Source organism: Nocardia sp. NBC_01329, from assembly GCF_035956715.1.
Lineage (GTDB): Bacteria > Actinomycetota > Actinomycetes > Mycobacteriales > Mycobacteriaceae > Nocardia.
Map to the genome: position 1 here is coordinate 2,702,622 of NZ_CP108381.1, position 25,275 is coordinate 2,727,896.

A 25,275-nucleotide genomic window follows, 5' to 3' on the forward strand; every position below is an offset into this window, starting at 1 on the left:
TCGGATTCACCCGGTGCGGACGGCGTACACCTCGTGCAGGTCGGTGCCCCGCAGACTCGGGTCCTGGCGTATCCGCGCGGACAACCCGTAGGTGCCGAGTAGTTCCCGGAACTTCGCCAGGCCGCCGTCGGTGTCGTGTACCTCCGCGACTACTGTGCGGATCCGGGGCCAGTCCTTTTCGGCGATACCGCGCAGCACATCCAGTTCCGCCCGCTCGACATCGACCTTGAGCAAGCCGATCTCGGCCCCCGGCCCGTGCGCAGCCAGGATCGCCGACACCGTGGTCACCTCGACATCGATCTGCTCGCCCTGATGCAGACCGGCCGTGATGAGCGCGATCGCCTCGTCGTCCAACCCGCTGTTGCGCAGAAAAATCCGGGTGGCCTCGTCGTCCTCCGCGCGATCGGCGTACAGCCCGGAATTCGCCGGCGCCTGCGGGTACCAGGTGAGCGGAAGAATGCCCGGCTCGGCCCCGACCGCGGTGCGGACCGGTACCGCGTGCGGGACGTAGGCGGCCAGATTACGTTCCAGGCACCGGAAAGTCGCCGGAACCGGTTCGGCCGCGATCACCCGGGCACCGGGGCAGATATCGGCGAAGAGTATCGCGCTGAGCCCGATGTTCGCCCCGATATCGAGGACGATGTCCCCGGGCCGCAGCCCGGCGGCGGCCTGCCGGTAGAAACCCGTCGCCGAGGTGATCTCACCCCAGAGAAATCTCGCCTCGGCGGGGCTCGGGCAGTCGACCACCCTGCCGTCGTCGAGCTTGAGCGTCTGGTGTGTGTTCAGCATTCCTGCACGGCCCTTTCTATTACCGCACCGACAACGGCCAGTGCTTCCGGGTGGCTCAGCTCCAGGTGCCGGACATCGACCACCTGGTTGTGGATCTCGCCGGTCACATAACCCCGCCACGAGCCCGCCAGTGCGTCGTGATCGGCGTGGTCCTTTCCGGCGGTGAAGAAGTGCAGATCACCGTCGAAGACCTCCGGCCGGTACCGGTCGGCGATCGTGGCGGCGGTCTCGAAACTCGTCATCACCCGATCCACCTGCTCGGCGCTGAACATCGCGGTCCCGAGCACCTGTTCCCGGATCACCGCCCAGGCTTGTTCGTGAGTATCGACGTTCACCTCGTCGCCGAGATCGAACAGTTCGCGCCAGCCGCCGAGCAGATCCGCCATCAACTGTCCCGGCAGTCGATCCGGCACCGCCGCTGTGGTGGTGGGGTCACCGGACAGATCCACGGCACTGTCCAACAGCGCCAGCAGTGCGACCTCGGCGCCGGAGCGCCGGAGCCGAACCGCGACGGCGTGCGCGATCTGGCCGCCCAGCGACCAGCCGAGCAGGTGATACGGACCGTCCGGCTGTACCCGGCGGATCTCGGCCGCGTAGCGTTTGGCCAGCTGATCAACCGATTCCGCCGGGTCCGCACCGGCAACCACGTGCGGGTCCTGCAGACCATAGATCGGCCGATCCTCGTGCACGTGCTCGACGAGACCGCCGTAGAACCACGCCAACCCGCCCGCGGGATGCACGCAGAACAGTGGCGGCTTCGAACCGCCCGTCCGCAGCGGCAATACCACCTGCAGACCGGATCCGTCGTCGGCCTCATCGGCTCGCCGGGCCAGCGCCGCCGGGGTGGCATCGTCGAACATCCACGGCAGGGCGATCGTGACACCGCGTGTCTTCAGTTCGCGTACCACCATGGTCGCCAGCAGCGAGTTTCCGCCCAGATCGAAGAAACCGTCGGAGATCCCGACCCGCGCGACACCCAGGATCTGCGCGTACACCTCGCTGATCGCCGTTTCCGTCCCGGTCCGCGGGGCGACGAATTCGCTCGTGGCGATTTCGAAATCCGGTGCGGGAAGGGCTTTGCGATCGAGTTTGCCGTTGACCGTCAACGGCAGATCCGGCAGCACGGTGACCGTGGCGGGCACCATATAGCTCGTCAGTACCTCCGCGGCCGCCGCGCGGACCGCGACCGGATCGATCTGCTGTCCGTCGACACCGACCACATAACCGATCAGCTGAGCGACCCCCTGCTCGTGCCGATGCACTGCCGCAGCCGCTCGCACCACGGCGGGATGGCGAAGCAAGGCCGATTCGACCTCGCCCAGTTCGATCCGGTACCCGCGCAGCTGGACCTGGGCGTCGGCGCGACCGAGATAGCGCAGTTCCAGACCCCGATCCGAATGCTGCCAACTGCCGAGATCGCCCGACCGGTAGAGCCGGTCCCCGGCCGGGCCGAAGGGGTTCGCCACGAACCGGCCCGCCGTCGCACCGGGTGCGCCCAGGTAGCCCCGGGAGAGCTGGCCACCGGCGACGTAGATCTCCCCGGCCACTCCGATCGGGACCGGGCGCATCCGGTCGTCGAGTACGTAGACCCGCATACCCGGCAGTGGTGTACCGATCCCCGCCGCCATCGATCCGGTCGTCTCGCCGAATGTCACGTGCACGGTGGTCTCGGTGATCCCGTACATGTTGATCAAGCGCGGCGCGCCGGGTTCGTGGGCGGCGAACCAGCCGGACAGCCGGGCGGGATCCAGCGCCTCGCCGCCGAATACGACATACCGCAGCGCGAGTCCGGCGCCGCCGCGCCCGGAGTTCCGGCGCTCCCTCTCGGCCTCGGCGAACCCGTAGAACGCCGACGGTGTCTGGCTCAGAACCGTCACGCCCTCGCCGACGACGAGGTCGACGAACGCCTCCGGCGACCTGGACACCTCATAGTCGACCACCACCAGCCGTCCACCGGTCAGCAGCGCACCCCACATCTCCCACACCGCGAAATCGAAGGCGTAGGAGTGGAACATGGTCCACACATCGGCAGGACCGAGATCGAAACGCCCGCGAATATTGGTGAACAGGGTGCACGCCTCGCGGTGGCTGACCGTCACGCCTTTCGGGCGGCCCGTGGAGCCCGAGGTGTAGATCACGTAAGCCGTATTGTCCGGGCGGGCGTCGGGCAGCACCGGATCCGGTGCCACGGGGCTGCCCGCCGCGGCCTCATCCAGCAAGACGACCGGAGCCGCGAACTCGGGCACCGCCGATACTGTCTGCGCCGACGCCAGTACGGCCACCGGACGGGCGTCGTCGAGCACGAACCGCAACCGCTGCTCCGGATAGGCCACATCCAACGGCAGATAGCCGGCACCGGAACGAACCACAGCGAGCAGGGCCACCACCAGATCGACCGAGCGGGAAAGCGCTACGGCGACCAGCGATTCCGGTCCGGCACCGTGCTCGGTCAGCCGAGCGGCGATCCGGGCGGCGCGCCGATCCAGTTCCGCGTAGGTCAGCGCCGAATGGCCGTCGGTCACCGCGATCGACTCGGGCCGGGCCGCGACCTGTTCGGCGAACAGCCGGACCAGAGTCGTATCGGCCACTCCGGCGCCGTCGGATCCGGCCGCGTCGAGCAGCGCGCGCCGCTGACCGGCGTCGACGAGCTCGATATCACCGACGACGACCTCGGGATCCGCCGTCACCTCCTCGAGAATCCGCACATAGGCCCGGGCGAACCGGTTCATCGTCTCTTCGACGAACAGATCCGTCGCGAAGGTCAGCCGGCCCACGAAGCCGCCGGGGTGGCCCGCCTCGTCGAATCGTTGCGAGAGCTTCACATTCAGATCGGCCTGCGCCTGTTCGAAACCGTTCTCGACCGGTTCGACGGTGAGATCGGACAACCGGACCGCCGCACCGCTGAGGTTCTGGACGTCGAGTGTCACCTGATACAGCGGGAGATGCGCTGTCGAGCGGGGCGGGTTCAGCGCTTCCACGACCTGTTCGAACGGAACGTCCGCGTGCGCCAGAGCCGCCAGATCGTTTTCCCTGGTGTCGGCGAGCAGATCGGCGAAGGGCTGCCGCGGCGAGACCCGGGTCCGCAGCACCAGCGTATTGACGAACATACCGACCAGATCATCGAGTTCACGCGCCCCACGACCGGCGACCGGGGTGCCGATCGCGATATCGCCGACACCGGACTGCCGGGCGAGCAGCACCGACAATGCGGTGTGCAGCACCATGAAGACCGTCGCGTTCGCCGCACGGGCGGTCGCCTCGATGCGCGCGTGCAGATCGGCGGAGATCTCGAATTCGACAGCACCTCCGCGCAGCGAGGCCACCGGCGGGCGGGGCAGATCGGTCGGCAACTCGAGCAGCTCGGGCAGTCCGCCCAGGGCCTGCTTCCAGAACCGCAGTTGCCGCGACACCAGCGACTCGGGATCGCGTTCGTCACCTAGTATCTCGTGCTGCCACAGCGCGTAATCGGCGTACTGGACCGGCAGCGCGGACCACAGTGGATCGGCTCCCTGCCTGCTCGCCTCGTACGCCATCATCACATCACGGGCCAGTGGCAGCATCGACTGCCCGTCCGCACAGATGTGATGCACGGTGATCATCAGTACGTGATCGCGGTCCCCTAGTTCGAAGAGCTCGACACGCAAGGGCGGTGCCTGCGTCACGTCGAACCCGGCGGTGACCGTCGCGAAAGCCCGCTGCATCAGCTGCTGTTCCGCGACCCGGACCGGGATCAGATCCGGTACGACCTCTTCCGCGGGGACCACCACCTGGTGTGGGGTGCCCTCGGCCGTCGGGAACTTGGTACGCAGTGATTCGTGCCGTTGCACGACCAGTGCACAGGCCCGGCGCAGGGCGTCGGTATCGAGTTCGCCCCGCAGCCTGATGACCATCGGGATGTTGTAGGCACCTACCGAGGTGTCGAACTGGTTGAGGAACCACATCCGCTGCTGAGCCGGGGACAGGGGCACCCGTGCGGGACGGGTACGCGCGGCCAGCGGCGCCCGCTGTTCACGGCCGAGACCCGCCAGGTTCGCGGCGAGATCGGCCACCGTCTGTGCCTCGAACAGTTCCCGGACACCGACCCGGACACCGGTCGCGGCGCTCAATTGCGCTGCCACCCGGGTGGCCGACAGTGAATTTCCGCCGAGATCGAAGAAGCCGTCCGTCGCGCCCACCTTCTCGATATCGAGAACGCGTTCGAAGATCTCCGCCACACACTGTTCGGCATCGGTGCGCGGAGCCACCCAATCGCGACGTGAGCCGAACTCGGGCGCCGGCAGAGCCAGGCGGTCGAGCTTTCCGCTCGTGGTGAGCGGCAGTTCGGGAAGCAGTGTGAAGGCTTCGGGCACCATATGCGCGGGCAGTTGCGCACGGACCGCCGTCTGCACGGCACCGAGGTCCACCGTCACGTCACCGGCCAGATACCCGGCGAGCCTTTTGCGGCCCTGTTCGTCGGCCCGCAGGACGACCACCGCGTGATCGACACCAGGGCAGCCGGCGATCACGGCTTCGATCTCCCCGAGTTCGATGCGCTGCCCGCGGATCTTTACCTGGAAATCCCGCCGCCCGAGATAGTCCAGGGTGCGATCGGGTGTCCAGCGCACGAGATCACCGGTGCGGTACATCCGTGATCCGGCCGCGCCGAACGGGTTCGCCACGAACGCGGCCGCCGTGGTGACGGGCCGGCTCAGGTATCCGCGGGCCAGTTGTACACCCGCGAGATACAACTCCCCGACCACGCCGGGGGGGACGGGTCGCAGCCACGGGTCCAGGACGAGCGCCTGGACCCCGCGCAGTGGTTCGCCGATCGTCACCGGGACGCCGGGCTCCAGCGGGCCGCTCATACAGGCCAGGATGGTGGCCTCGGTGGGACCGTAACCGTTCAGCAGGCGCCGCCCCGGCGCCCAGACGGCGACCGTTTCCGGTGTCACCGCTTCCCCGCCGGCCACCAGCACGCGCAGTGAATCCAGGCCCTGCGGTGACAAAGTCGCCAGCACACTGGGTGTGAGGAACGCGTGCGTCACCCGTTGCGTCCGGATCAGTTCCGCCAGTTCGGGGCCCCCGAACACCTCTGGTGGCGGCAGCACCAGCGTCGCGCCGTTGCTGTGCGCCAGCAGTACTTCGAGGATCAGGACGTCGAATCCGGGTGCCGAACCCTGCAGTACCCGCGACCCGCTGTCGACATCGAAGCGTCTCCGCTGTTCGGCGGCGAAATTCGCCAATCCCTCGTGCGCTACCGCCACGCCCTTGGGCACACCGGTGGAACCCGAGGTGTAAAGCACGTACGCGGTATCCCGGATATGGGGGGCGCGCACCCGGTGCGTGTCCGGAATCGGCCCCGCCGGATACGCGTCGATGGATTCGCGCACCGCCGGGTCGTCGAGCTCCATCGTCCGTACCGAGTCCGGCAACAGGCCCCGCACGGATCCGCTCGTGAGCGCGACCCGGATACAGGCATGTTCGACCATGAGCGCGATCCGGTCGGCGGGGTTACGGGTATCGACCGGCACGATCGCGGCGCCTGTTCTGGTCACCGCCCACAGGCCGATCACGAATTCGAGGGACCGCGGCAGCGCCAGCGCCACGTTGTCGCCCGGGCCGACACCCCAGTCGATCAACTTCCGCGCCAGCCGGTCGGAACAGGCGTCCAGTTCCCGGTAGGACAGGGCGCGCCCGTCCGCGATCAGCGCGGCGGCAGCGGGATCGACCGCCGCGCCGGCCGCGAGCAGATCCGACATCGGGCGCGGCGCCTCGGCGAGACCCCCCGAGGCCTGCACCAGCTCCGTGCGCTCGTCGGCCGTGAGCAGATCGAGCGCGCCGAGCGGTAGGTGCGGGTCGGTGGCGATTGCGCGCAGCACGATGGCGAGGCGGGACGCGAGACCCGCTGCCGTGTGGTCGTCCACACGAGCTCGCTGGTAACGCACGCGGATGTGCAGTTCATCGGTCTGGTGCGCTTGCACCAGCAGCGGGTAGTGCGCGGCGTCGCGGCCCTCGGCCGAGACCACCCGCATACCGTCGATATCGGTCTCGCCGAGACCGCTGCTGTCGACCGGGTAGGACTCGAAGACCACCAGGGTGTCGAACAGCTGCGGAGTGTGCGCTGCCGCCATGATCTCGGACAGCTCGAGGTAATGGTGATCCAGCAGCCGGGTGTTGTCCGCCTGCAGCCGATCCAGCGCATCGGTGACGGTCAGGCTCCGCGTGACGTCGACGGCCACCGGAATCGTATTGATGAACAGCCCGATCATCGATTCCACACCCGCCAGATCGGCAGGCCGGCCGGAGACTGTGCTGCCGAAAGCCACTCGTTCGGTGCCCAGCAGATTGCCCAATACCACCGCCCAGGCGAACTGGACGATCGTGGCCATGGTGACCGCCCGGTCGCGGGCGAACTCGGTCAGTCGCTCGGTGGTGGCGTGCTCGATCACGATGGGCAGATCGATCGGGATGTCGGCCACCGTCGCGGAGTGTGCATCGCTGATCAGCGTGGGCTCGGTGGATTCCTCCAGGGCCTCCCGCCATACCCGCACCCCGGCGTCGTGGTCACGGCCGTCGAGCCACTCCAGATAGTCGCGATAGGACGGCGCGGCCGGCAGCAGGTCGGTGCGATCGCCCACCGCGTACAACCCGATCAGTTCCCGGGACAACAGCGGCAGCGACCAACCGTCGAGCAGAAGATGGTGTGCCGTCAATACGAGCCGGAAATCTCGCGGTCCCACCCGGACCGCGAGGAAACGCAGCAGCGGCGGATCGGCGGGATCGAATACCACCGCCCGTTCGGCTTCGATCAACCGATCCAGTTCGGCGATATCCCCGCCGGTCTCGGCCCGGTACCAACGCGACGCCGTCGCGGCGGGAACTACCTGCGCGGCAACACCGTCGGCCGCCCGGGTGAAGGCCGCCCGAAGGTTTGGATGCCGTTCGAGCAGCGCACGCGCGGCTCGCTCGAGCCGGTTCTCGTCCACCGTACCGGCCAGGGTAAGTACCGATTGCGCGGTGTAGACATCCAGTTCACCCGCGGCGAACTCGGCGTGGAACAGCAGACCCGCCTGCAGCGGTGCCAGCGACCACACATCGGTGAGCGGGCCGTAGCGGGTGGCGAAGGTATCGAGATCGGACTGGGTGACCGCGACGAGCGGGACGTCGGTGGGTGAGAGACCCCAGTCGTGGTCGGCCCGCGCCGCCGCGGCGATCTCGCGCACGGCATCGACCCAGTCGCCGGCGAGTTCTTCGACCTCCGCGCGATCGAGCAATCGCGAGGCGTAGCCGATATGCGCCGAGAGCACGGGTCCCGCCGGGGTATCGGTGGTGTTCACATCGATCGTGATCACCGCCGCCGCAGGCATATCCGGATCGAACGCTGCCCGCTGGTCGAACTCCTCGCCGGTCGGAACCCACGCCAGGCCCGACAGCGCGGCGATATCGACGCCGGCCCTGCCGAGATTGTTGAAACTGATCTGCGGTTCCGGTGCGGCCGCGAGCCGTTCCCCGGTAGCAGGATCGAGATAGCGGAGCAGACCGTAACCGATACCCTTGTCGGGGATGGCCCGCAACTGGTCCTTGACCGATTTCACCACCGCGCGCATATCCCCGGTATCGAGACCGGCCGGGTCGAGCGCTACCGGGTAGGCGCTGGTGAACCAGCCGACGGTACGGGAGAGATCCGCGCCCGGGGCGAGTTGCTCTTCCCGGCCGTGGCCCTCCAACAGGATCCGCGCGCTCGAAGGGGCGATACCGCGCCGCCCCCGCCAGCGAACCAGGGCGATTGTGAGCCCCGCGAGCAGCGCGTCGTCGGTGTTCCCGCGGGCGGCTTCGGGCACAACGTCCAGCAGGACCGACGTCACCTCGGTCGGCAGGGACACCGTGAGGTGCCGGACCGTCGCCTGGGTGTCGAGCGACGGGTCCAGTGGTGCCCGGCCCAGCAGCGGGTCCACGGCTTCACTCATTCGCTGCCACAGCTCGAATTCATCACCACGATCGCCGGCGGCAGCGGTCAGGGCATGCGCCCACCGGCGCATGGAGGTGCCCTGAGCGGGCAGTTCCGGACCGCTTCCCACGGCGATCTGCTGCCAGGCGGTCGCGAGATCGGGGAGCAGGATGCGCCATGAAACGCCGTCGACAGCCAGGTGGTGGATCACGATGAGGGCACGGCCCTCCGCTTCGACTCCCGCGGCCGGCAGCAGGCAGACGATCTGCATCATCCGGCCCGCGGCCGGATCGAGGCGGTCCGCGGCCGCGGCCAGCGCTGCTTCGGCCACGGCGGTGAACCCGGTGCCGCCCGGTGCCTCGTCCGCCCGGAAAGTTCGCACGAGAATCGAATCCGTCGCGCCGACCGCGCCCACCGGCAGTACCCGCAGACACCGGCCGTGCAGCTGGGACCGCAACATATCGTGCTGGTCGAGCAGGGCCTGCACCGTCGCGGTGACATCCGCGATATCGGCGTCGCCGGGCAGCCGCACGAGCATCGACTGGGCGAATCTCCCGGCCGCGCCGAGCCGTTCCCCGAACCAGGTGACGATCGGTGTGCTCGGGATATCGCCGATACCACCACCCGGCAGTTCGGCGAGTGTCAGCTGGGCCGCGGCCTCGGCGACCTGAGCCAAAGCCCGCACGGTCCGGCGTTCGAAGATATTGCGGGCGCGGACGACCACGCCCGCGGCCTTCAGCCGGGCAGCCAGCTGGATCGACATGATGGAATCGCCGCCCAGAGCGAAGAACGAGGTGGTCGCCCCCACCGTCGGCACCCCGAGCACATCCGCGAACGCCGCGGCGATCGTGCGCTCCAGATCGCCGACCGGCGCGACAGCGTCGGTCTCCCGCACCTCGAACACGGGTTCCGGCAGAGCTTTGCGATCCACCTTGCCTGTCGACGCGAGTGGCATCCGATCCAGCACGGTGATCGTCGCGGGCAGCATATGAGCCGGCAGTACACCCGCGAGCCGATTCAGCACAGTGGCCGGCTCGACCTCCGCACCGGGATCGCCGACGAGGTAGGCAACGAGCAGCGCCCGGCCGTCGGGACCGGGACGGCTGACCGTGACGGCGGAGGCGACGCCGGACTGGGCGACCAGCGCGGCATCGATTTCGCCGAGTTCTATGCGCTGCCCGCGGATCTTGATCTGGAAATCGCTGCGGCCGACGTACTCCAGGGTGTGCCCGACGGTCCAGCGCACGATATCGCCGGTCCGGTACATCCGCGATCCCGGACCGCCGTACGGATTCGCCACGAACGCACCCGCGGTCAGTGCCGGACGGTTCAGATATCCCCGGGCCAGGGCACCGCCTGCCAGATACAGCTCACCTGCCACGCCGACCGATACGGGCCGCAACCCGGCGTCCAGTACGACGGCCTGCGCGCCGCGGATCGGGCCACCGATATCGATCGGCCCGCCGGACCGCACCGGCGCGCTCATGGTGATGACGATCGTCGTCTCGGTCGGGCCGTAGATATTGTGCAACTGCCGCCCGGGCGCCCATGCGGCGACGAGTTCGGCCGGCACCATCTCTCCGCCCACTGCGAGTACGCGGACCGATTCGAGATCAGCGGGCGATACGGTCGCCAGCACACTCGGCGTCAGGAAGGCGTGCGAGACCTGATGAATCCGGATCAGCTGGGCCAGTTCCGCACCACCGAAGACATCCGCCGGCGATATCACCAGAGACGCTCCCGCAGCACAGGCCATCAATGCCTCGAGCAGTACTGCGTCGAAGGCCGGTGCTGCCACGTGCAGCACCCGCGCGGTCCGGTCCACGCGATAGTGGACCCGCTGCGCGGCGGCGAAATTCGCCAGTCCCTCGTGGGTGACCACCACACCTTTCGGCGTCCCGGTGGAGCCGGAGGTGTAGATCACGTAGGCCGCATCCTCGACCCGGGTGCGGCGCCGGACCGCAGCGGTATCGAAAAGACCGGGCTGCGTCCCGATCTCGGCGACGGTCTCCGGATCGTCGAGCACCGTCCATTCGATATCGCCGGGCAGCGCCGTGAGTGCGGCCCCGACCGTGAGACCGAAGGCCGCCCCGGAGTCGGTGACCATATGGGTCATCCGCTCCCGCGGGTATCGCAGATCCACCGGGACGAAGGTGGCACCGGTCTTCGTGATCGCCCACATCGCGATCTGGTATTCCACCGACCGCGGAATTGCCAGCGCGATATACGTACCGGGGCCCGCGCCTCGGGACAGCAGATATCCGGCCAGCATCTCCGATCGCCGATCGAGTTCGGCGTAGGTCAAGGTTGCGTTCTCACCGATCAGCGCGACTTCCGCAGGGTGCGCCGTGACCGCGGCCGCCAGCAGATCCGGCAGCAGACAGGGAGTTTCGGCATTGTCACCGGTGGCCGGCACCAGCTGCCCGGCCTCCTCCGGCGTGAGCAGATCGATACTGCCGACAACGCCGGCCGGATCGGCGGTGACCGTCTCGAGAATCCGCACGAACCGCTCGGCCAGCGCCTGCGCGGTCCCCGGGCCGAACAGATCTATGGCGTAGAGGATCTCACCATCGATGCCCACATTGCGATCGCCCTCGGTCTGCTCGTTCAGCAGAACGGTGAGATCGGTCTTGGCCTGCGCGATCCCGGGGTCGAGCAGTTCCACGCCCACACCCGGAAGTTCGAAGCGCGCCGACCGGGTGTTCTGCAATCCGAACATCACCTGGTACAGCGGTGTGTAGGCGGTCGACCGGGGGCGATCGAGCGCGTCGACGAGCCGTTCGTAGGCGACATCGGCGTGGCCGAGCGCGGCGATATCGACGCCGCGCACCTCGGCCAGCAGCTCGCGGAAGGATCGATCCTCGCGGACCCGGGTGCGCAACACGACGGTGTTGACGAACATTCCGACCAGATCGTCGAACGCCTCATGGCCTCGACCGGCGACCGGGGTGCCCACCGAGACATCGTCGGTGTGCGCGGTGCGGGCGAGCAGGATCGCCAGCGCCGTGTGCAGGACGACGAAGACTGTCACACCTTCCTCGTGCGCCAACCGGACGACGGCGTCGTGCAGCTGGGGTGGGATCCCGAACCGCACGCTGCCACCGGCCGTGGTGACGACGGCCGGGCGCGGGCGGTCGGTGGGCAGGTCCAGTAGTTCCGGTGCGTCGCCGAGAACGTCTTTCCAGTAGGCGATCTGCCGGGATATCAGCGACTCGGGATCATCCTCCGCGCCGAGCCGCTCCTGCTGCCAGAGCGCGTAGTCGCCGTACTGCACCGCCAGCGGTTGCCACTGCGGTTCCCGCTGCTGCACCCGTGCGCCGTAAGCGGTGAACACATCCCGGGCCAGAGCGGGCACCGAGGCACCGTCGGCCGCGATGTGGTGCACCACCAGAACCAGCGCGTGCTCACCGGTTCCGGTGCGGTACAGCCGGGCCCGGACGGGGACCGATTCCGCCACGTCGAAGCCGGTCTCGGCCACGCGCCGGATGAGGTCGGCCAGGTCGGCTTCGCTGCCCACCTGTTCGACGGCGGGCAGCAGCTCCGACGGGTCGGCCGGGACGTCCCGGACGACCTGGCACGGTTCACCGTCGACCGTCGGATACACGGTCCGCAACGGTTCGTGCCGGACCGTCACGTCCAGGAATGCCGCGCGCAACGCATCGATATCCAGCGGACCGGTCAGCCGGGCCGCGAAACAGATGTTGTACGCGGCCGAGTCGGTGTCGTACTGATTGAGGAACCACATCCGGCGCTGGGCGGCCGCCAGGGGGACAGTCGCCGGGCGCGCGCGGGCCGTGGGCGGCAGGACCACAGCGCGGTTCCGGTCGGCGAGCCGTTCGGCCAGTCCGGCGATCGTCGGCTCGTCGAAGATATCCCGGATACCGACCTCGATACCCAGCGCGGTTTCGGCACGGGCCGCGATCCGGGCCGCCGACAGCGAGTTGACGCCGACCTCGAACAGGTCGGCGGTCACGCTGACCCGGTCGGATCCCGTGAGATCGGCGACGATCCCGGCCAGTACCGTTTCCCGCTCGGTACGCGGGGCCACGAACTGCGCACCCTCCTCGAACACGGGCCGTGGCAGTGCCGAACGATCGAGTTTGCCGTTGGCGGTGAGCGGGATCGCTTCGAGCACCTGCACAGCCGCCGGTACCAGATAGCCCGGCAGCGTCCGGGCGATCCGGTCGCGGAGCTCACGGCCGGTGGCCACTGCGCCGGGCGCGAGTGTCACGTAACCGGCGATCCGTTCGGTCGTCGCGACGACGACCGCCCGGGCGACTTCCGGCAGGTCGCGCAACGCGGCCTCGATATCGCCGGGCTCGACCCGCTGGCCGCGGACCTTGACCTGGAAATCGCCCCGGCCGGCGAACTCCAGATCGCCGGACCTCGTCCAGCGGACCAGATCGCCGGTCCGGTACAGCCGCTCCCCCGGTGCACCGAACGGATGCGGCAGGAACGCGGCGCAGGTGAGATCGGGACGCCCGTGGTAACCGCGAGCGGTCTGGACGCCCGACACGTACAGTTCGCCGACCACGCCCAGCGGCACGGGTCGCAGTCGGGAGTCCAGCACGTAGACCCGCATACCGGCGACCGGCCGGCCGATCGGCACGGTCGCCCGGGCACTTTCCCCGGGCAGGCACCGGTGCGCGGTGACAACCTCGGCTTCGGCCGGCCCGTACCAGTTCACGACCTCGGCGCTGCCGAATACCTGCGCGGCCCGATCGGCGGTGCGCTGTGCCAGCGCCTCACCGGCGGCGAACACCCGCCGGACGGAGGGCATCGGACTCTCGGCGGTGTCGAGCAGGACATCGAGCATCGACGGTACGAAATGCACCGTGGTGATCCGGTGCTCAGCGACAAGTTTCGCCAGGTATGCGGGGTCTCGGTGACCGTCCGGTGCGGCGAGCACGATCCGAGCCCCGGTCTGCAGCGGCCAGAACAGTTCCCACACCGCGATATCGAAGGTGATGGGTGTTTTGTGCAGGACCACATCGGACCCGTCGTGCGGCCACTGCCGCTGCGCCCAGGCCAACTGGGCGACCGTCGCGGTATGAGTGAGCGCGACGCCCTTGGGGATACCGGTGGAACCGGAGGTGAACAGTACGTACGCCGCGTTGTCCGGCCGCAACGGCGCGTTCCGGTCCGCGTCGGTGACCGGGGCGTCGTTGTGACCGCTGAGGTCGGCCCGGTCGATCCGCTCGGGCTCGCATTCCGCCGGCAACTGCCCGGCATCCGCGGTCGTGCTGAGTACCAGCACCGGACGGGCCGCGTCCAGAACGCGGGTGATCCGGGCACTCGGATGGTCCGGATCGATCGGCAGGAACGCCGCACCGGCCTTGATCACCGCGTACAGCGCGACGACCAGATCGGTGGAGCGCCGGACAGCCACGGCCACCACGGTTTCCGGTCCGGCGCCACGAGCCGCCAGCCATCGGGCGAGCCGATTGACGCGGCGGTCGAAATCCCGGTAGGTGAGCACGTCACCGTCGGGACCGCGCAGTGCGGGTGCGGCCGGGGTACGCGCGACCTGGTCGTCGAAGACATCGACCAGTGTTCGGCCGGTGACCACGGGGGCGCCGGTCGCGTTCCACCGGTCCAGGACCACCGACCGGTCCGCGCTGTCGAGAAGTTCGATATCCGCGACGACCGGATCGACATCGTTCGCGGCGGTATCGAGTACGCGCACGAACTGCGTGGCGAACCGCTGGACGGTGTCCTCGTCGAACAGATCGGTGGCATAGGTGAGGCGCAGCGTCATCCCGACCGGCTCGTTATGGTCGCCGTACCCCTCCGACATCATCAACAGCAGGTCGTAGATGGCGGCGTCGTCGCCGGGGTCGATGTTCTGCACGGCGAGTTCCGGGAGTTCGACCCGGGCCCGGTCCATGTTCTGGTAGGCGAGCATCACCTGGAACAGCGGCGTATGTGCGGTCGAGCGCACCGGGTTCAGGGCTTCCACCAACTGCTCGAACGGAACGCCTGCGTGGTCGAAGGCCTCGATATCGGCACGCCGGACCTGGTCCAGTAGCTCGCGGAAGGTCTGGTCCCCGGCGATCCGGGTCCGCATCACCAGGGTGTTGACGAACATGCCGACGAGATCGTCGAGCGACCGGTGCCCACGACCGGCATGCGGCACACCGATGGTGATGTCGTCACTGCCCGAAAGCCGGGACAGCAGTACCGCCAGCGCCGTGTGCGCCACCATGAATGTGGTCGCCCCGGCGCGGCGGGCCAGCGTCTGCACCCGCTGGTGGACCTCGGCGGGAACGGTGATCTGCACGGATGCACCGCAATCGGTCCGCCGCAGCGGCCGCGGCCGGTCGGTCGGCAATTCCAGCAGTTCCGGGACGCCCGCGAGCCGGATACGCCAGTAATCGATATCTAGGGCAGCACGCGATTGCGGGTCGTCCGGCGTGCCGAGCACTTCGCGCTGCCAGAGCGCGAAATCGGCGAACTGCACCGGCAGCGGCTCCCACTCCGGCCGGCTCCCCAGGGAACGTGCCCGGTAGGCGGTCACCAGGTCGGCGGCCAGCGGAACCACCGAGAAGCCGTCGCAACTGATGTGGTGCGCGGCCAGCGCGAGAACCCAGGACTCCTCGGAGAGCTGGAAGAGGCCGACCCGCAGGGGTACGCCCTTCGCGACATCGAATCCGCGGCCGAAGAATTCCGGCAACCGGCGCCCGAGTTCGCCCTCGGCGATCGGTTCGGGTACGAGATCCCCACGCGAGGTGACCTCCTCGGCGGGGAGGACGACCTGAGCCGGGATCCCGTCCACGGCCGGGTACACGGTGCGCAGGCTCTCGTGGCGCTCCACCACATCGGCGACGGCCGCGGTGAGCGCACCGAGGTCGAGCACCCCGTCGAGCCGGATGGCCAGCGGAACGATATATCCGGCAGTGGCCGGATCGAACTGGTTGAGGAACCACATCCGGGACTGCGCCAAGGAGAGCGGCAACCGATCGGGGCGGGGACGCGGCGTGGGAGCCGGGAGACTCGGAACCGCGCGCAGCCGGGTGATGCGTTCGGCGAGGTCGGCGACCGTGGGCGCCTCGAAGATCACCCGCACCGCCACGGCGACATCGAGGATGTCACCGATACGGCTCAGTGCGCGCGCTGCGAGCAGCGAGTTTCCGCCCAGTTCGAAGAAGTCGTCCTGTGCGCCGATCTCCGGCAGTTCGAGCAGTTCACCGAAGACGTTCGCCACCGTCTGCTCCACCAGGCCGCGCGGTTCCCGGTATTCGGCCAGGCGCATGCCCGGGTCCGGCGCCGGCAACGCGCGATAGTCGACCTTGCCGTTGGCGGTGAGCGGGATCGCATCGACCCGCATCACCGCGGACGGGACCATATACGCGGGCAGCCGTTCCAGCAGGGCAGCGCGGATCTCGCGGCTGTCCCAGGTCGGTGCCGCGACCACATGGGCTACCAGACGCTGCTCACCGTGATCGGTGCGCACCTGCGCCACCGCGGCCGCCACCGCGTCCTGCGCCACCAACGCGGCCTCGACATCGCCGAGCTCGATTCGCAGTCCGCGCAGTTTGACCTGGGTATCGGCACGACCCACATAGCGCAGGCTGCCGGTGGCGTCCCAGCGCACGAGATCGCCGGTGCGGTACAGCCGGGCGCCGCCGCTACCCAGCGGATCGGCGACGAAAGTGGCCGAGGTCAGCCCCGGACGCTCGTGATACCCGCGTGCCAGCTGCACACCACCGAGGTACAGCTCACCGGTGACACCGTCGGGCACCGGATGCAGCCGGGCATCCAGCACGCGGACCACGACATTCGACTCGGGCACGCCGATCGGCACGGCGGTGCCGGTCACCTTCCCCACGCGCTGGGAGGTCACACTCACCGCGGCCTCGGTCGGCCCGTACAGATTGTCGATCCGCGCCGCACTGAATTCGGCGAACCGCCGGACGGTATCCGCCGGCAGTGCCTCACCGATGCACAGGACGCGGCGCAGGTCCGGGAGCTCCTGCCCGGCGACGCTGTCCAGGAAGGCGGCGAGCAGCGACGGAACGAAATCGACCGTAGTGACCCGATGTTCGGCCATCGTGCGAGCCAGTGCCGACGTGTCGCGATGCGCGTCGGCGCCGGCGACCACCAGCGCCGCCCCACATACCGCCGCGGAGAACAATTCCCACACCGAGAGGTCGAAGGTCACCGGCGTGCGCCAGATCATCACATCGGAATCGTCGAGTCCGTAGTGCTCCCGCATCCAGCGAACCTGGTTCACCACCGCCTGGTGGGCAACGGCCACGCCTTTGGGCACGCCGGTCGAGCCGGAGGTGTAGATGACGTAGGCCAGGTCAAGGGGATCCAGCGGCCGGCTCCGGTCGGCATCGGTGACGGGAGCCGAATCCAGCTGCTGGGCGAGCAGTTCCGTGACGGACCACACCGGCATACCGCCGGGCAGGTCGACCTTGTCCCCGGACCGGGTGAGCACGGCGATCGGCCGGGCGGTGGTCAGCACCGAGCGGAGCCGTTCGACCGGATGCTCCGGATCCAGGGGCAGATACGCGGCGCCGGCGGCGTGGATCGCGTACAGGGTGGTCAGCAGATCGACAGAGCGGTACATCGCGACGCCGACCACGGTCCCCGGGCCGGCACCGCGCCCGAGGAGGGCGCGGGCCAGCCGGTTCACTCGAACACCGAATTCCCGGTAGTCGAGCCGGGCACCGGTTTCCGCGTCGACGACGGCGGTGTTGCGCGGGGTGGCCAGCGCCTGTGCGGCGAACAAGTCCGCGAGGGTGGCGGCAGGTGCGAGCGCGGTCACTCCGTGCGACCGCTCGGCCAGCACCCGGCGCTCGGTCTCGGTCAGCAGATCGATATCGCCGATCGGCCCGCTGGGATCGGAGACCACCGCGCGGAGCAACAGCTGATACCGGTCGAAGATCGAACGTATCGACGATTCGTCGAACAAATCGGTGGCGTACCCGAATTCGACCGCGATACCGCCGGAGCCACCGTCGGAGGACAGCGTGTCCACGAGATTCAGGTGCACATCGTATTTGGCGACACTGGGATCGATCATCCGGGTCGTCACGGTCAAGCCGTCGAACTGCACGGCCGGGATCTCGATGTTCTGGAACGAGAACCCCACCTGTGTCAGGGGCGCGTGTGCCGTCGAGCGGGGCGGATTGAGCACCTCGACGAGTCGCTCGAAGGGGATATCGGCGTTCTCGAAGGCCCCGAGATCGGTCGCGCGGACCTGCTCGAGGATATCGGCGAACGACGAACCGGGCACGACCCGGGTCCGCAGTACCAGCGTGTTGACGAACATTCCGACGAGGCCGTCGAGCCCGGGTTCGCCACGGCCCGCGATGGGAGTGCCGACGGCGATATCCCCGGTCCCGGACAGCCGGGCGAGCAGCGCGGCGTACACGGCGTGCATCACCATGAACACAGTCGTGTCGTGCCGGCGGGCCAGTGCCACGACCTCGCGATGCAGATCGGCGGGCAGCGTGGTCGATACCGTCGCGCCGCGGAAACTCTGCTGCGCCGGGCGGGACCGATCGGTGGGCAGGTCGAGCACCTCGGGCAGATCGGCGAGCGCCGCGCGCCAGTACTCGGTCTGCGCGACCGTCGGACTGTGCGGATCGTCCTCGGTACCGAGCAGTTTCCGTTGCCACAGCGTGTAGTCGGCGTACTGGACCGGCAGCGGCGACCACTGCGGTTCCTGGTTCCGGGACCGGGCTCGGTAGGCGGTCATCAGGTCCGCGGCGAGCGGGGCGAGCGAGGAACCGTCGAAGCTGATGTGGTGGACGACCAGGACCAGGGTGTGCTCATCGGGTGCGGTGCGCAGCAGGGTGATCCGGAACGGGACTTCGCGGGTGACATCGAACCCGGTCGCGGTCTCCGCGGCGATACGGGCCTCGATCTCGGCGGCCGCCACGGGTATCGGCTCGAGCGGCGCGCCGGTGCCGGCGACGGGCACGATCACCTGGTGCGGTCCGCTGTCGCTGTCCGGGTACCGCGTGCGCAACGATTCGTGCCGGTCGAGGACATCGCCGATCGTGGCCTGCATGGCCGCCACGTCGAGAGCACCCGACAGATGCATCACCAGCGGAATGTTGTACAGCGGTGAGGTCGTATCGAACTGGTTGAGGAACCACATCCGCGCCTGGGCCGGCGACAGCGGGATCCGTTCGGGGCGGCGCTGCGGTATCAGAGGTTGCCGTTCGCCGGGCCCGCTCGCTCGCAGCCGATCGGCCAGAGCGGCGACGGTCGGTGCGTCGAAGATCGTGCGCAGCGCGATATCGTCTCCGAACGCGGCGCTCAACTGCCCGGCGACACGGGTGGCCGACAGTGAGTTCCCGCCCAGGTCGAAGAAGCTGTCGAAAGCGCCCACCCGCTCGACACCCAGTACCGAGGCGCAGACGTCGGCGACGGTCTGTTCGACGGCATCGCGCGGGGGGACGAATTCGGTGGAGGCCGCACCGAACACCGGTTCGGGCAGCGCGGCACGGTCGATCTTGCCCACCGGCGACAGCGGCAGCGTATCGAGCACCAGTACCGATTCCGGAACCATATGCGCCGGCAATCGCTGCGCGGCGTGCGCCAGCAGCTCCGTCGTCTCGATACCGCGCTCCGCGGGCACCACGTACGCGGCGAGCCGCGCACCATGAGCGCCGGCCACGCCCACCACATGCGCTACCGCCACCCCGGGATGCGCGGCGAGCACGGCTTCGATCTCACCGAGCTCGATCCGCTGACCACGGATCTTGACCTGGAAATCGGTACGGCCGATATATTCCAGAGTCCCGTCGGGTGTCCAGCGCGCCAGATCACCGGTCCGGTACATCCGGGTCCCGGGCCCACCGTGGGGTGCGGCCACGAACGCGGTCGCCGTCGCCGCCGGCCGGTCCAGATAGCCGCGAGCCAGCTGCACACCGGAAATGAAGAGCTGCCCCGCCACCCCGACCGGAACCGGCCGCAGTCGCGAATCCAGGACCACGGCCTCGATACCGCGGATCGGCCCGCCGATCGTGACCCGGTCGCCCACCGACAGCGGATCGCTGATCGCGACCATGATCGTGGTCTCGGTCGGTCCGTATCCGTTGAACAGTTCGCGGCCCGGCGCCCACAGCGCCACCGTTTCCGCGGGCACCGCCTCGCCGCCGGCCACCAGCACGCGCAGTGCCGGCAGATCGGACGGAGACATGGTGGACAGCACGGTCGGCGTCACGAACGCGTGCGAGACCCGCTGCGTCCGGATCAGCTCCGCCAGTTCGGCACCTGCGAACACGTCCGGCGGCGAGACGACCAGGGCGGCGCCGTTCGCATGCGCCATCAGCAGTTCCAGTACGACGGCGTCGAACCCCGGGGCTGCCAGCTGCAGTACCCGCGACGAGGGCTCCACCCGGTAACGGTCCCGCTGTTCGGCGGCGAAGTTCGCCAGTCCCTCGTGGGTCACCGCGACGCCCTTGGGCGTACCGGTCGACCCGGATGTGTACAGCACGTACGCGGTATCCCGATACCGCGCCGGCCGGAGCCGGTCGCCGTCGGTCACCGGCGCCGCCGACCGGGCCCCGATCGCGGCCGCGGTTTCCGGATCGTCGAGTACCAGCAGCGGAATCGATCCCGGCACCAGTTCTCGCGACGCGGCGACCGTCACCGCGACCCGTGGGGCGGCATCACCGAGCATCAGCGCGACCCGCCCGGCCGGATTCCGGGGATCCACCGGAACGAAGGCCGCACCGGCTCTGGCAACCGCCCAGATTCCCACCACGAACTCGATCGACCGCCCCGTAACCAGTGCGACATGATCACCCGGGCCCACCCCGCGCGCTATCAGATCTCGCGCAATCCGATTCGACCACGCGTCCAGTTCCCCGTATGTGACCGTCCGGCCTCCCGAGACCACAGCCACCGCAGCACTATCCGGCGCCGACAGCACATCGGCCAGGATCCGCGGTGTCTCGGCCGGGGCCCCCGACGCCGGTACGAGACCGGCTCGTTCGGCCACCGATAGGACATCCACGCCACCCACCCGTGCGTGTGGATCCGCCAGGACCGCCTCGAGCACCCGGTTCAATCGGGCGGCGAGTTCCTCGATCGTGCCCCGGTCGAAGAGATCGGTCGCATAGTCGACACGGAGGGCGACGTCGCCGTCGCCGGAGGTGTTCTCCGCGACCGTGACGATGAGGTCGACCTTCGCCGGCTGCGCACCCGGGTCCAGGATCTCGACCGTGAGTCCGGGTAGTTCCAGGCTGGGGCGGTCCATGTTCTCGAAGGCCAGGTACACCTGGCACAACGGCGGATGCGCGCTCGACCGCTGCGGTTCGACTTCGTCCACGATCCGCTCGTAGGGGAGGTCGCTGTTGGCGAAGCCGTCCACATCGATATCGCGGACCCGCGCCAGGAATTCGGCGAACGATTCCGCCGGGCGGATGTCGGTACGCAACGGCACCGTGTTGACGAACATTCCGACGAGATCTTCCAGCGCGTGTTCACCACGGCCGGCCACCGCGGTGCCGATGGTGATGTCGTGGGAGCCCGAGAGCCGGGCGAGCAGTATGGCCAGCGCAGCGTGCACCACCATGAAGGTGGTGGCGTTGTGCGCCCGGGCCAGTGCCTCGATCCCACCGAAGATCTCGGCCGGAATCACGGTCTCGGCACGATCACCGCGGATAGACCGTTGGGCCGGGCGGGCCCGATCGGCGGGCAGTTCCAATATCGGCGGCTTACCCGCCAATCGCTGTGTCCAATAGCTCAACTGACGTGCCGAGAACGATTCGCGGTCGGTTTCGGCACCGAGCAGATCGTGGTGCCAGACACTGTAATCGGCGTACTGCACACGCAACGGCTGCCAGTCCGGAGTCTTGCCCTGAACCCTGGCCTCGTAGGCGGCGGCGAGATCACGCGCCAGCGGGCGCAAGGACGATCCGTCGCAGCAGATATGGTGCAGAATGACGGCCAGGACGTGGTGGCGCCGATCCGCGGATGCCAGCAGTGCACTGCGTAGCGGCGGACGCACGGTCACATCGAAGCCCTGCGCCGCCAGTTCCCCGATCCGATACTCGATATCGTCGGCGTCGGCGGTCTCGGGGATCAGATCGAGACCGGCGACCACATTCTCGGCCGGCAGCACGACCTGGACACCGGATCCCTCGACGGCCGGGAACACCGTGCGCAGCGCCTCGTGCCGATCCAGCACATCGATCAGCGCGGACCGCAGGGCCACCACGTCGAGGCATCCGGACAGCTCCACCACCAGCGGAATGTTGTACGCCGCCGAAGCCGGATCGACCTGGTTGATCAACCACATACGATTCTGCGCGGGCGCCAGCGGTATGTGCTCTTCCACCCGGGTCCGAGCCCGCAGGACGGGGCGGCCCGGACGGTGCTCGACCGCGATCAGCGCCGCCAGTTCGGCGACGGTGGGCTTGCCGAACAGGTCGCGCACCGACACATCGGAGCGGGTCAGTTCACCGATCCGCACCGCGGCGCTGGTCGCGGTGAGTGAGTTGCCGCCCAGATCGAAGAAATGATCGAGTATCCCCACCCGCTCGACACCGAGCACCTCGGCGAAGACATCGGCGATCATCTCCTCGACCACCGTGCTCGGCGCGACATACGCGGCGGCCGAATCGAACACCGGTTCGGGCAGCGATCGGTAGTCGATCTTGCCGTTGACGGTCAGCGGCAGTTCGGGCAGGACGACGATACTCGCCGGCACCATGTATTCCGGCAGCTGCGCGGCCACCTGGGCGCGCAGGGACTCACCGGCACAGACCGTGTCCCCAGCCGGCACCACATAGGCGACCAACCGGGCGGCTTCGGTATCGGGCCGATGCACGACGACGACCGCTGTCGACACCGTGGCGTCGGTCAGCAGCGCGTTACGGATCTCGTCGAGTTCGATCCGGAATCCGCGCAACTGGACCTGCTGGTCGGCTCGCCCGCGATACTCCAGTTCGCCCCGGTGGTTCCAGCGCGCGACATCACCACTGCGGTACAGCCGCGTGCCCGGCGCCCCGAACGGATCGGCGACGAAGCGGGCCGCGCTCAGTGCGGGACGGCCGAGATATCCACGGGAGAGCTGCGCCCCCGAGACATAGATCTCACCCCAGGCTCCCAGTGGTGTCGGTCGCAGGCGCCCGTCCAGCACGTAGGTACGCAGGCCCGGCAACGCCGTTCCGATCGCACTCGCCGCGCCCGGAACCGCGATCTGCGGGGTCAGCGGCAGATAGGTCACGAACACCGTGGTCTCGGTGATCCCGTAACTGTTGGCCAGTACGGGAACTCGTGGCTCGTGCTCGTACCAGGTGGCCAGGCCTGCCGGATCGAGGCGTTCCCCGGACAAGATCACCGTCCGCAACGCCGGTGCGCCCTCTGGTTCACCGCCGGCCGCGTATCGAACCCGCGCTGCCGCGAACTGCTGAAAGGCCGAGGGAGTCTGGTTGAAGACGGTCACCTTCTCGCGCGCCACCAAGCGCACGACATCGTCGGGTGACCGCGTGGTGGCGATATCCACGATGACGATTCGTCCTCCGGAGACCAGCGGACCGAAGATCTCCCACACCGAATAGTCGAAGGCGAAGGAGTGGAAGAGGGTCCACACATCGTCGGACCGGATTCCGATCTCGGCGCAGGCGTTGATCAGATACGACGCCACGGCGCGGTGACCGATCGGCACACCCTTCGGACGGCCGGTCGACCCCGAGGTGTAGATGACATAGGCGGTGTTCTCCGGCCGCAGCGGCCGGGAACGTTCGGAATCGGTGATCGGCGCACCGTCGGCCTCCGCAGCGACAAGATCGTCGAAGGCGACGATTCGATCGGGGTCGCCCGGAAGCCCCTCACGCAGCGTGCGGTTCGTCACGACGAGTACCGGGTCGGCGTCGGTGAGCACGTATTCGAGCCGGTCGGCGGGGTGCGCTATATCCAGCGGCAGGTACCCGGCGCCCGATTTCAGCACAGCGAGAGTGGCGACGATCAGATCCGCTTCCCGCGGCATCGCCACGGCCACCAGCGATTCCGGTCCGGCCCCGCGTGCGATGAGTGAACGGGCGAGCCGGTTGGATCGTCGGTCCAGTTCTCGGTAGGTCAGGGCGGCCGAGCCATCGGTGACCGCGACCGCGTCGGGGTTCGCCACAGTCCCGCGGGCCAGCAGGTCGACGAGCGTGGTGTCGGCCACCACCCCGTCCCGGCCCGCGAGTTCTCCGACGATGCGGCGCTCTTCGGCGGTATCGACCAGCGGGATCTCGACCACACGAGTGTCCAGCGGCGATTCCAGCAACCGGCGCAGGAATTCGACGAACCGCGTGGTGTGCAGTTCGAGTTCTTCCTGGCTGTACAGGTTCGTATTGCCGTGCAATTCGAGCAGCAGGGGCCCGTCGGCGCCGGGGCGGTAGAGGTTCAGCTGCATATCGTCCAGGGCGCCCGAAGTGAGGGCGCGATAGCGGCCGAATGCGGATCCGAGGCGGATCTCGGTATCGAAGAAAAGGATGTTCACGACCGGGCCGAACGAATTCGACGCCGTTTCCGCGATATTCGCGTCACGCCGCAGATCTTCGAACCGATAGAGCTGGTGCCGGATCGCGGAAACGAGCTCGGTGACCGAGGCTCCGATCAATTCCGCAACCGTTGTCTGCGGAGTTACCGCGAAGCGGATGGGCACCATATTCGCCAACATGGCGGCGGCGTGCCGCAGACGCCGGGTCACCCGGCCGCTCACCGGCATCGACAGCACCACATCGTCGGATCCGGTCATCCGGGCCAGGAAAGCGGAGAACGCGGCGACGACCACTTGCGCGGGAGAAGCGTGCAGGTCCGCGGCGAATCGGTCGAGCATTTCGGAGAGCCGGTCCGGGAGCTGACGGCCGGCCGCGTGATCGCTTTCGCTCCAGCGCGCGGCCCGTCCCGACAGACTCACCGGACTCGGCAGGTCGGCGACTTTCTCGCGCCAGTACGCCCGGTCGGACTCGAAACGGGCGCTCTCGTGGTACACGCGATCGGCCTCGGCGATATCGCGCAGATCCGCCGCCACCAGTGGCGGCGGCTGTCTACCCTCGAGAATCGCGTTGTAGTGCTCGATGATCCGGCCCATGACGTTGAAGGCGCCGTACCCGTCGATGATGAGATGGTGTGCGCGCGCATACCACAGGTACCGGTTCTCACCGATGCGAATGAGTTTGGCGACCGCCAGCCGGTCACGGCCGAGATCGACGGCCCGGGTGCTGCAATCCCGGCGCATCCACCCCATGCCCGCTTCGTACGGATCCTCGGCGTCGGACAGATCCAGCACCTCGTCGGCGTAGACGATGCTGCGATCCACGAATTGGTAGGGACGGCCGTCGAATTCGACGACCCGCACGACGAGCGATTCGGTCTCCCGACCGGCGATGTTCACCGCCTCGGTGAGCAGATCGACGTCGATCTCGCCCTCGATCTCGACGTAGTGCGCGATATTGACGTTCGGCCTGCCGGGCAGATTATCGGCCAGCCACATGCTGTACTGCGCCCTCGACAACGGTATGAGATCCAGATCGTGGTCGACAGCAGTGGCTGACCTCAGATTCATGCTCTAACCTCTCGCTCGGACTCGGAGGCACCGG

2 protein-coding genes are annotated in these 25,275 nt (G+C 68.4%); both read right to left on the minus strand.

What is annotated here, in order from left to right; translation table 11 throughout:
* Positions 1–6: 6 nt before the first annotated feature.
* Positions 7–789 (minus strand): FkbM family methyltransferase, encoded by a 783-nt coding sequence (locus OG405_RS12205; protein ID WP_327151746.1) that lies wholly within the window; start codon positions 787–789, stop codon positions 7–9.
* Positions 783–25,241 (minus strand): non-ribosomal peptide synthetase, encoded by a 24,459-nt coding sequence (locus tag OG405_RS12210; protein WP_327151747.1) that lies wholly within the window; start codon positions 25,239–25,241, stop codon positions 783–785. Before OG405_RS12210 ends, OG405_RS12205 begins: the two co-directional genes overlap by 7 nt.
* Positions 25,242–25,275: the final 34 nt, after the last annotated feature.

What these genes read in the sequence shown, in the direction of transcription:
- OG405_RS12205 (WP_327151746.1), bottom strand. Translation starts at nt 789, where the DNA reads ATGCTGAACACACACCAGACGCTCAAGCTCGACGACGGCAGGGTGGTC.
- OG405_RS12210 (WP_327151747.1), bottom strand. Translation starts at nt 25,241, where the DNA reads ATGAATCTGAGGTCAGCCACTGCTGTCGACCACGATCTGGATCTCATA.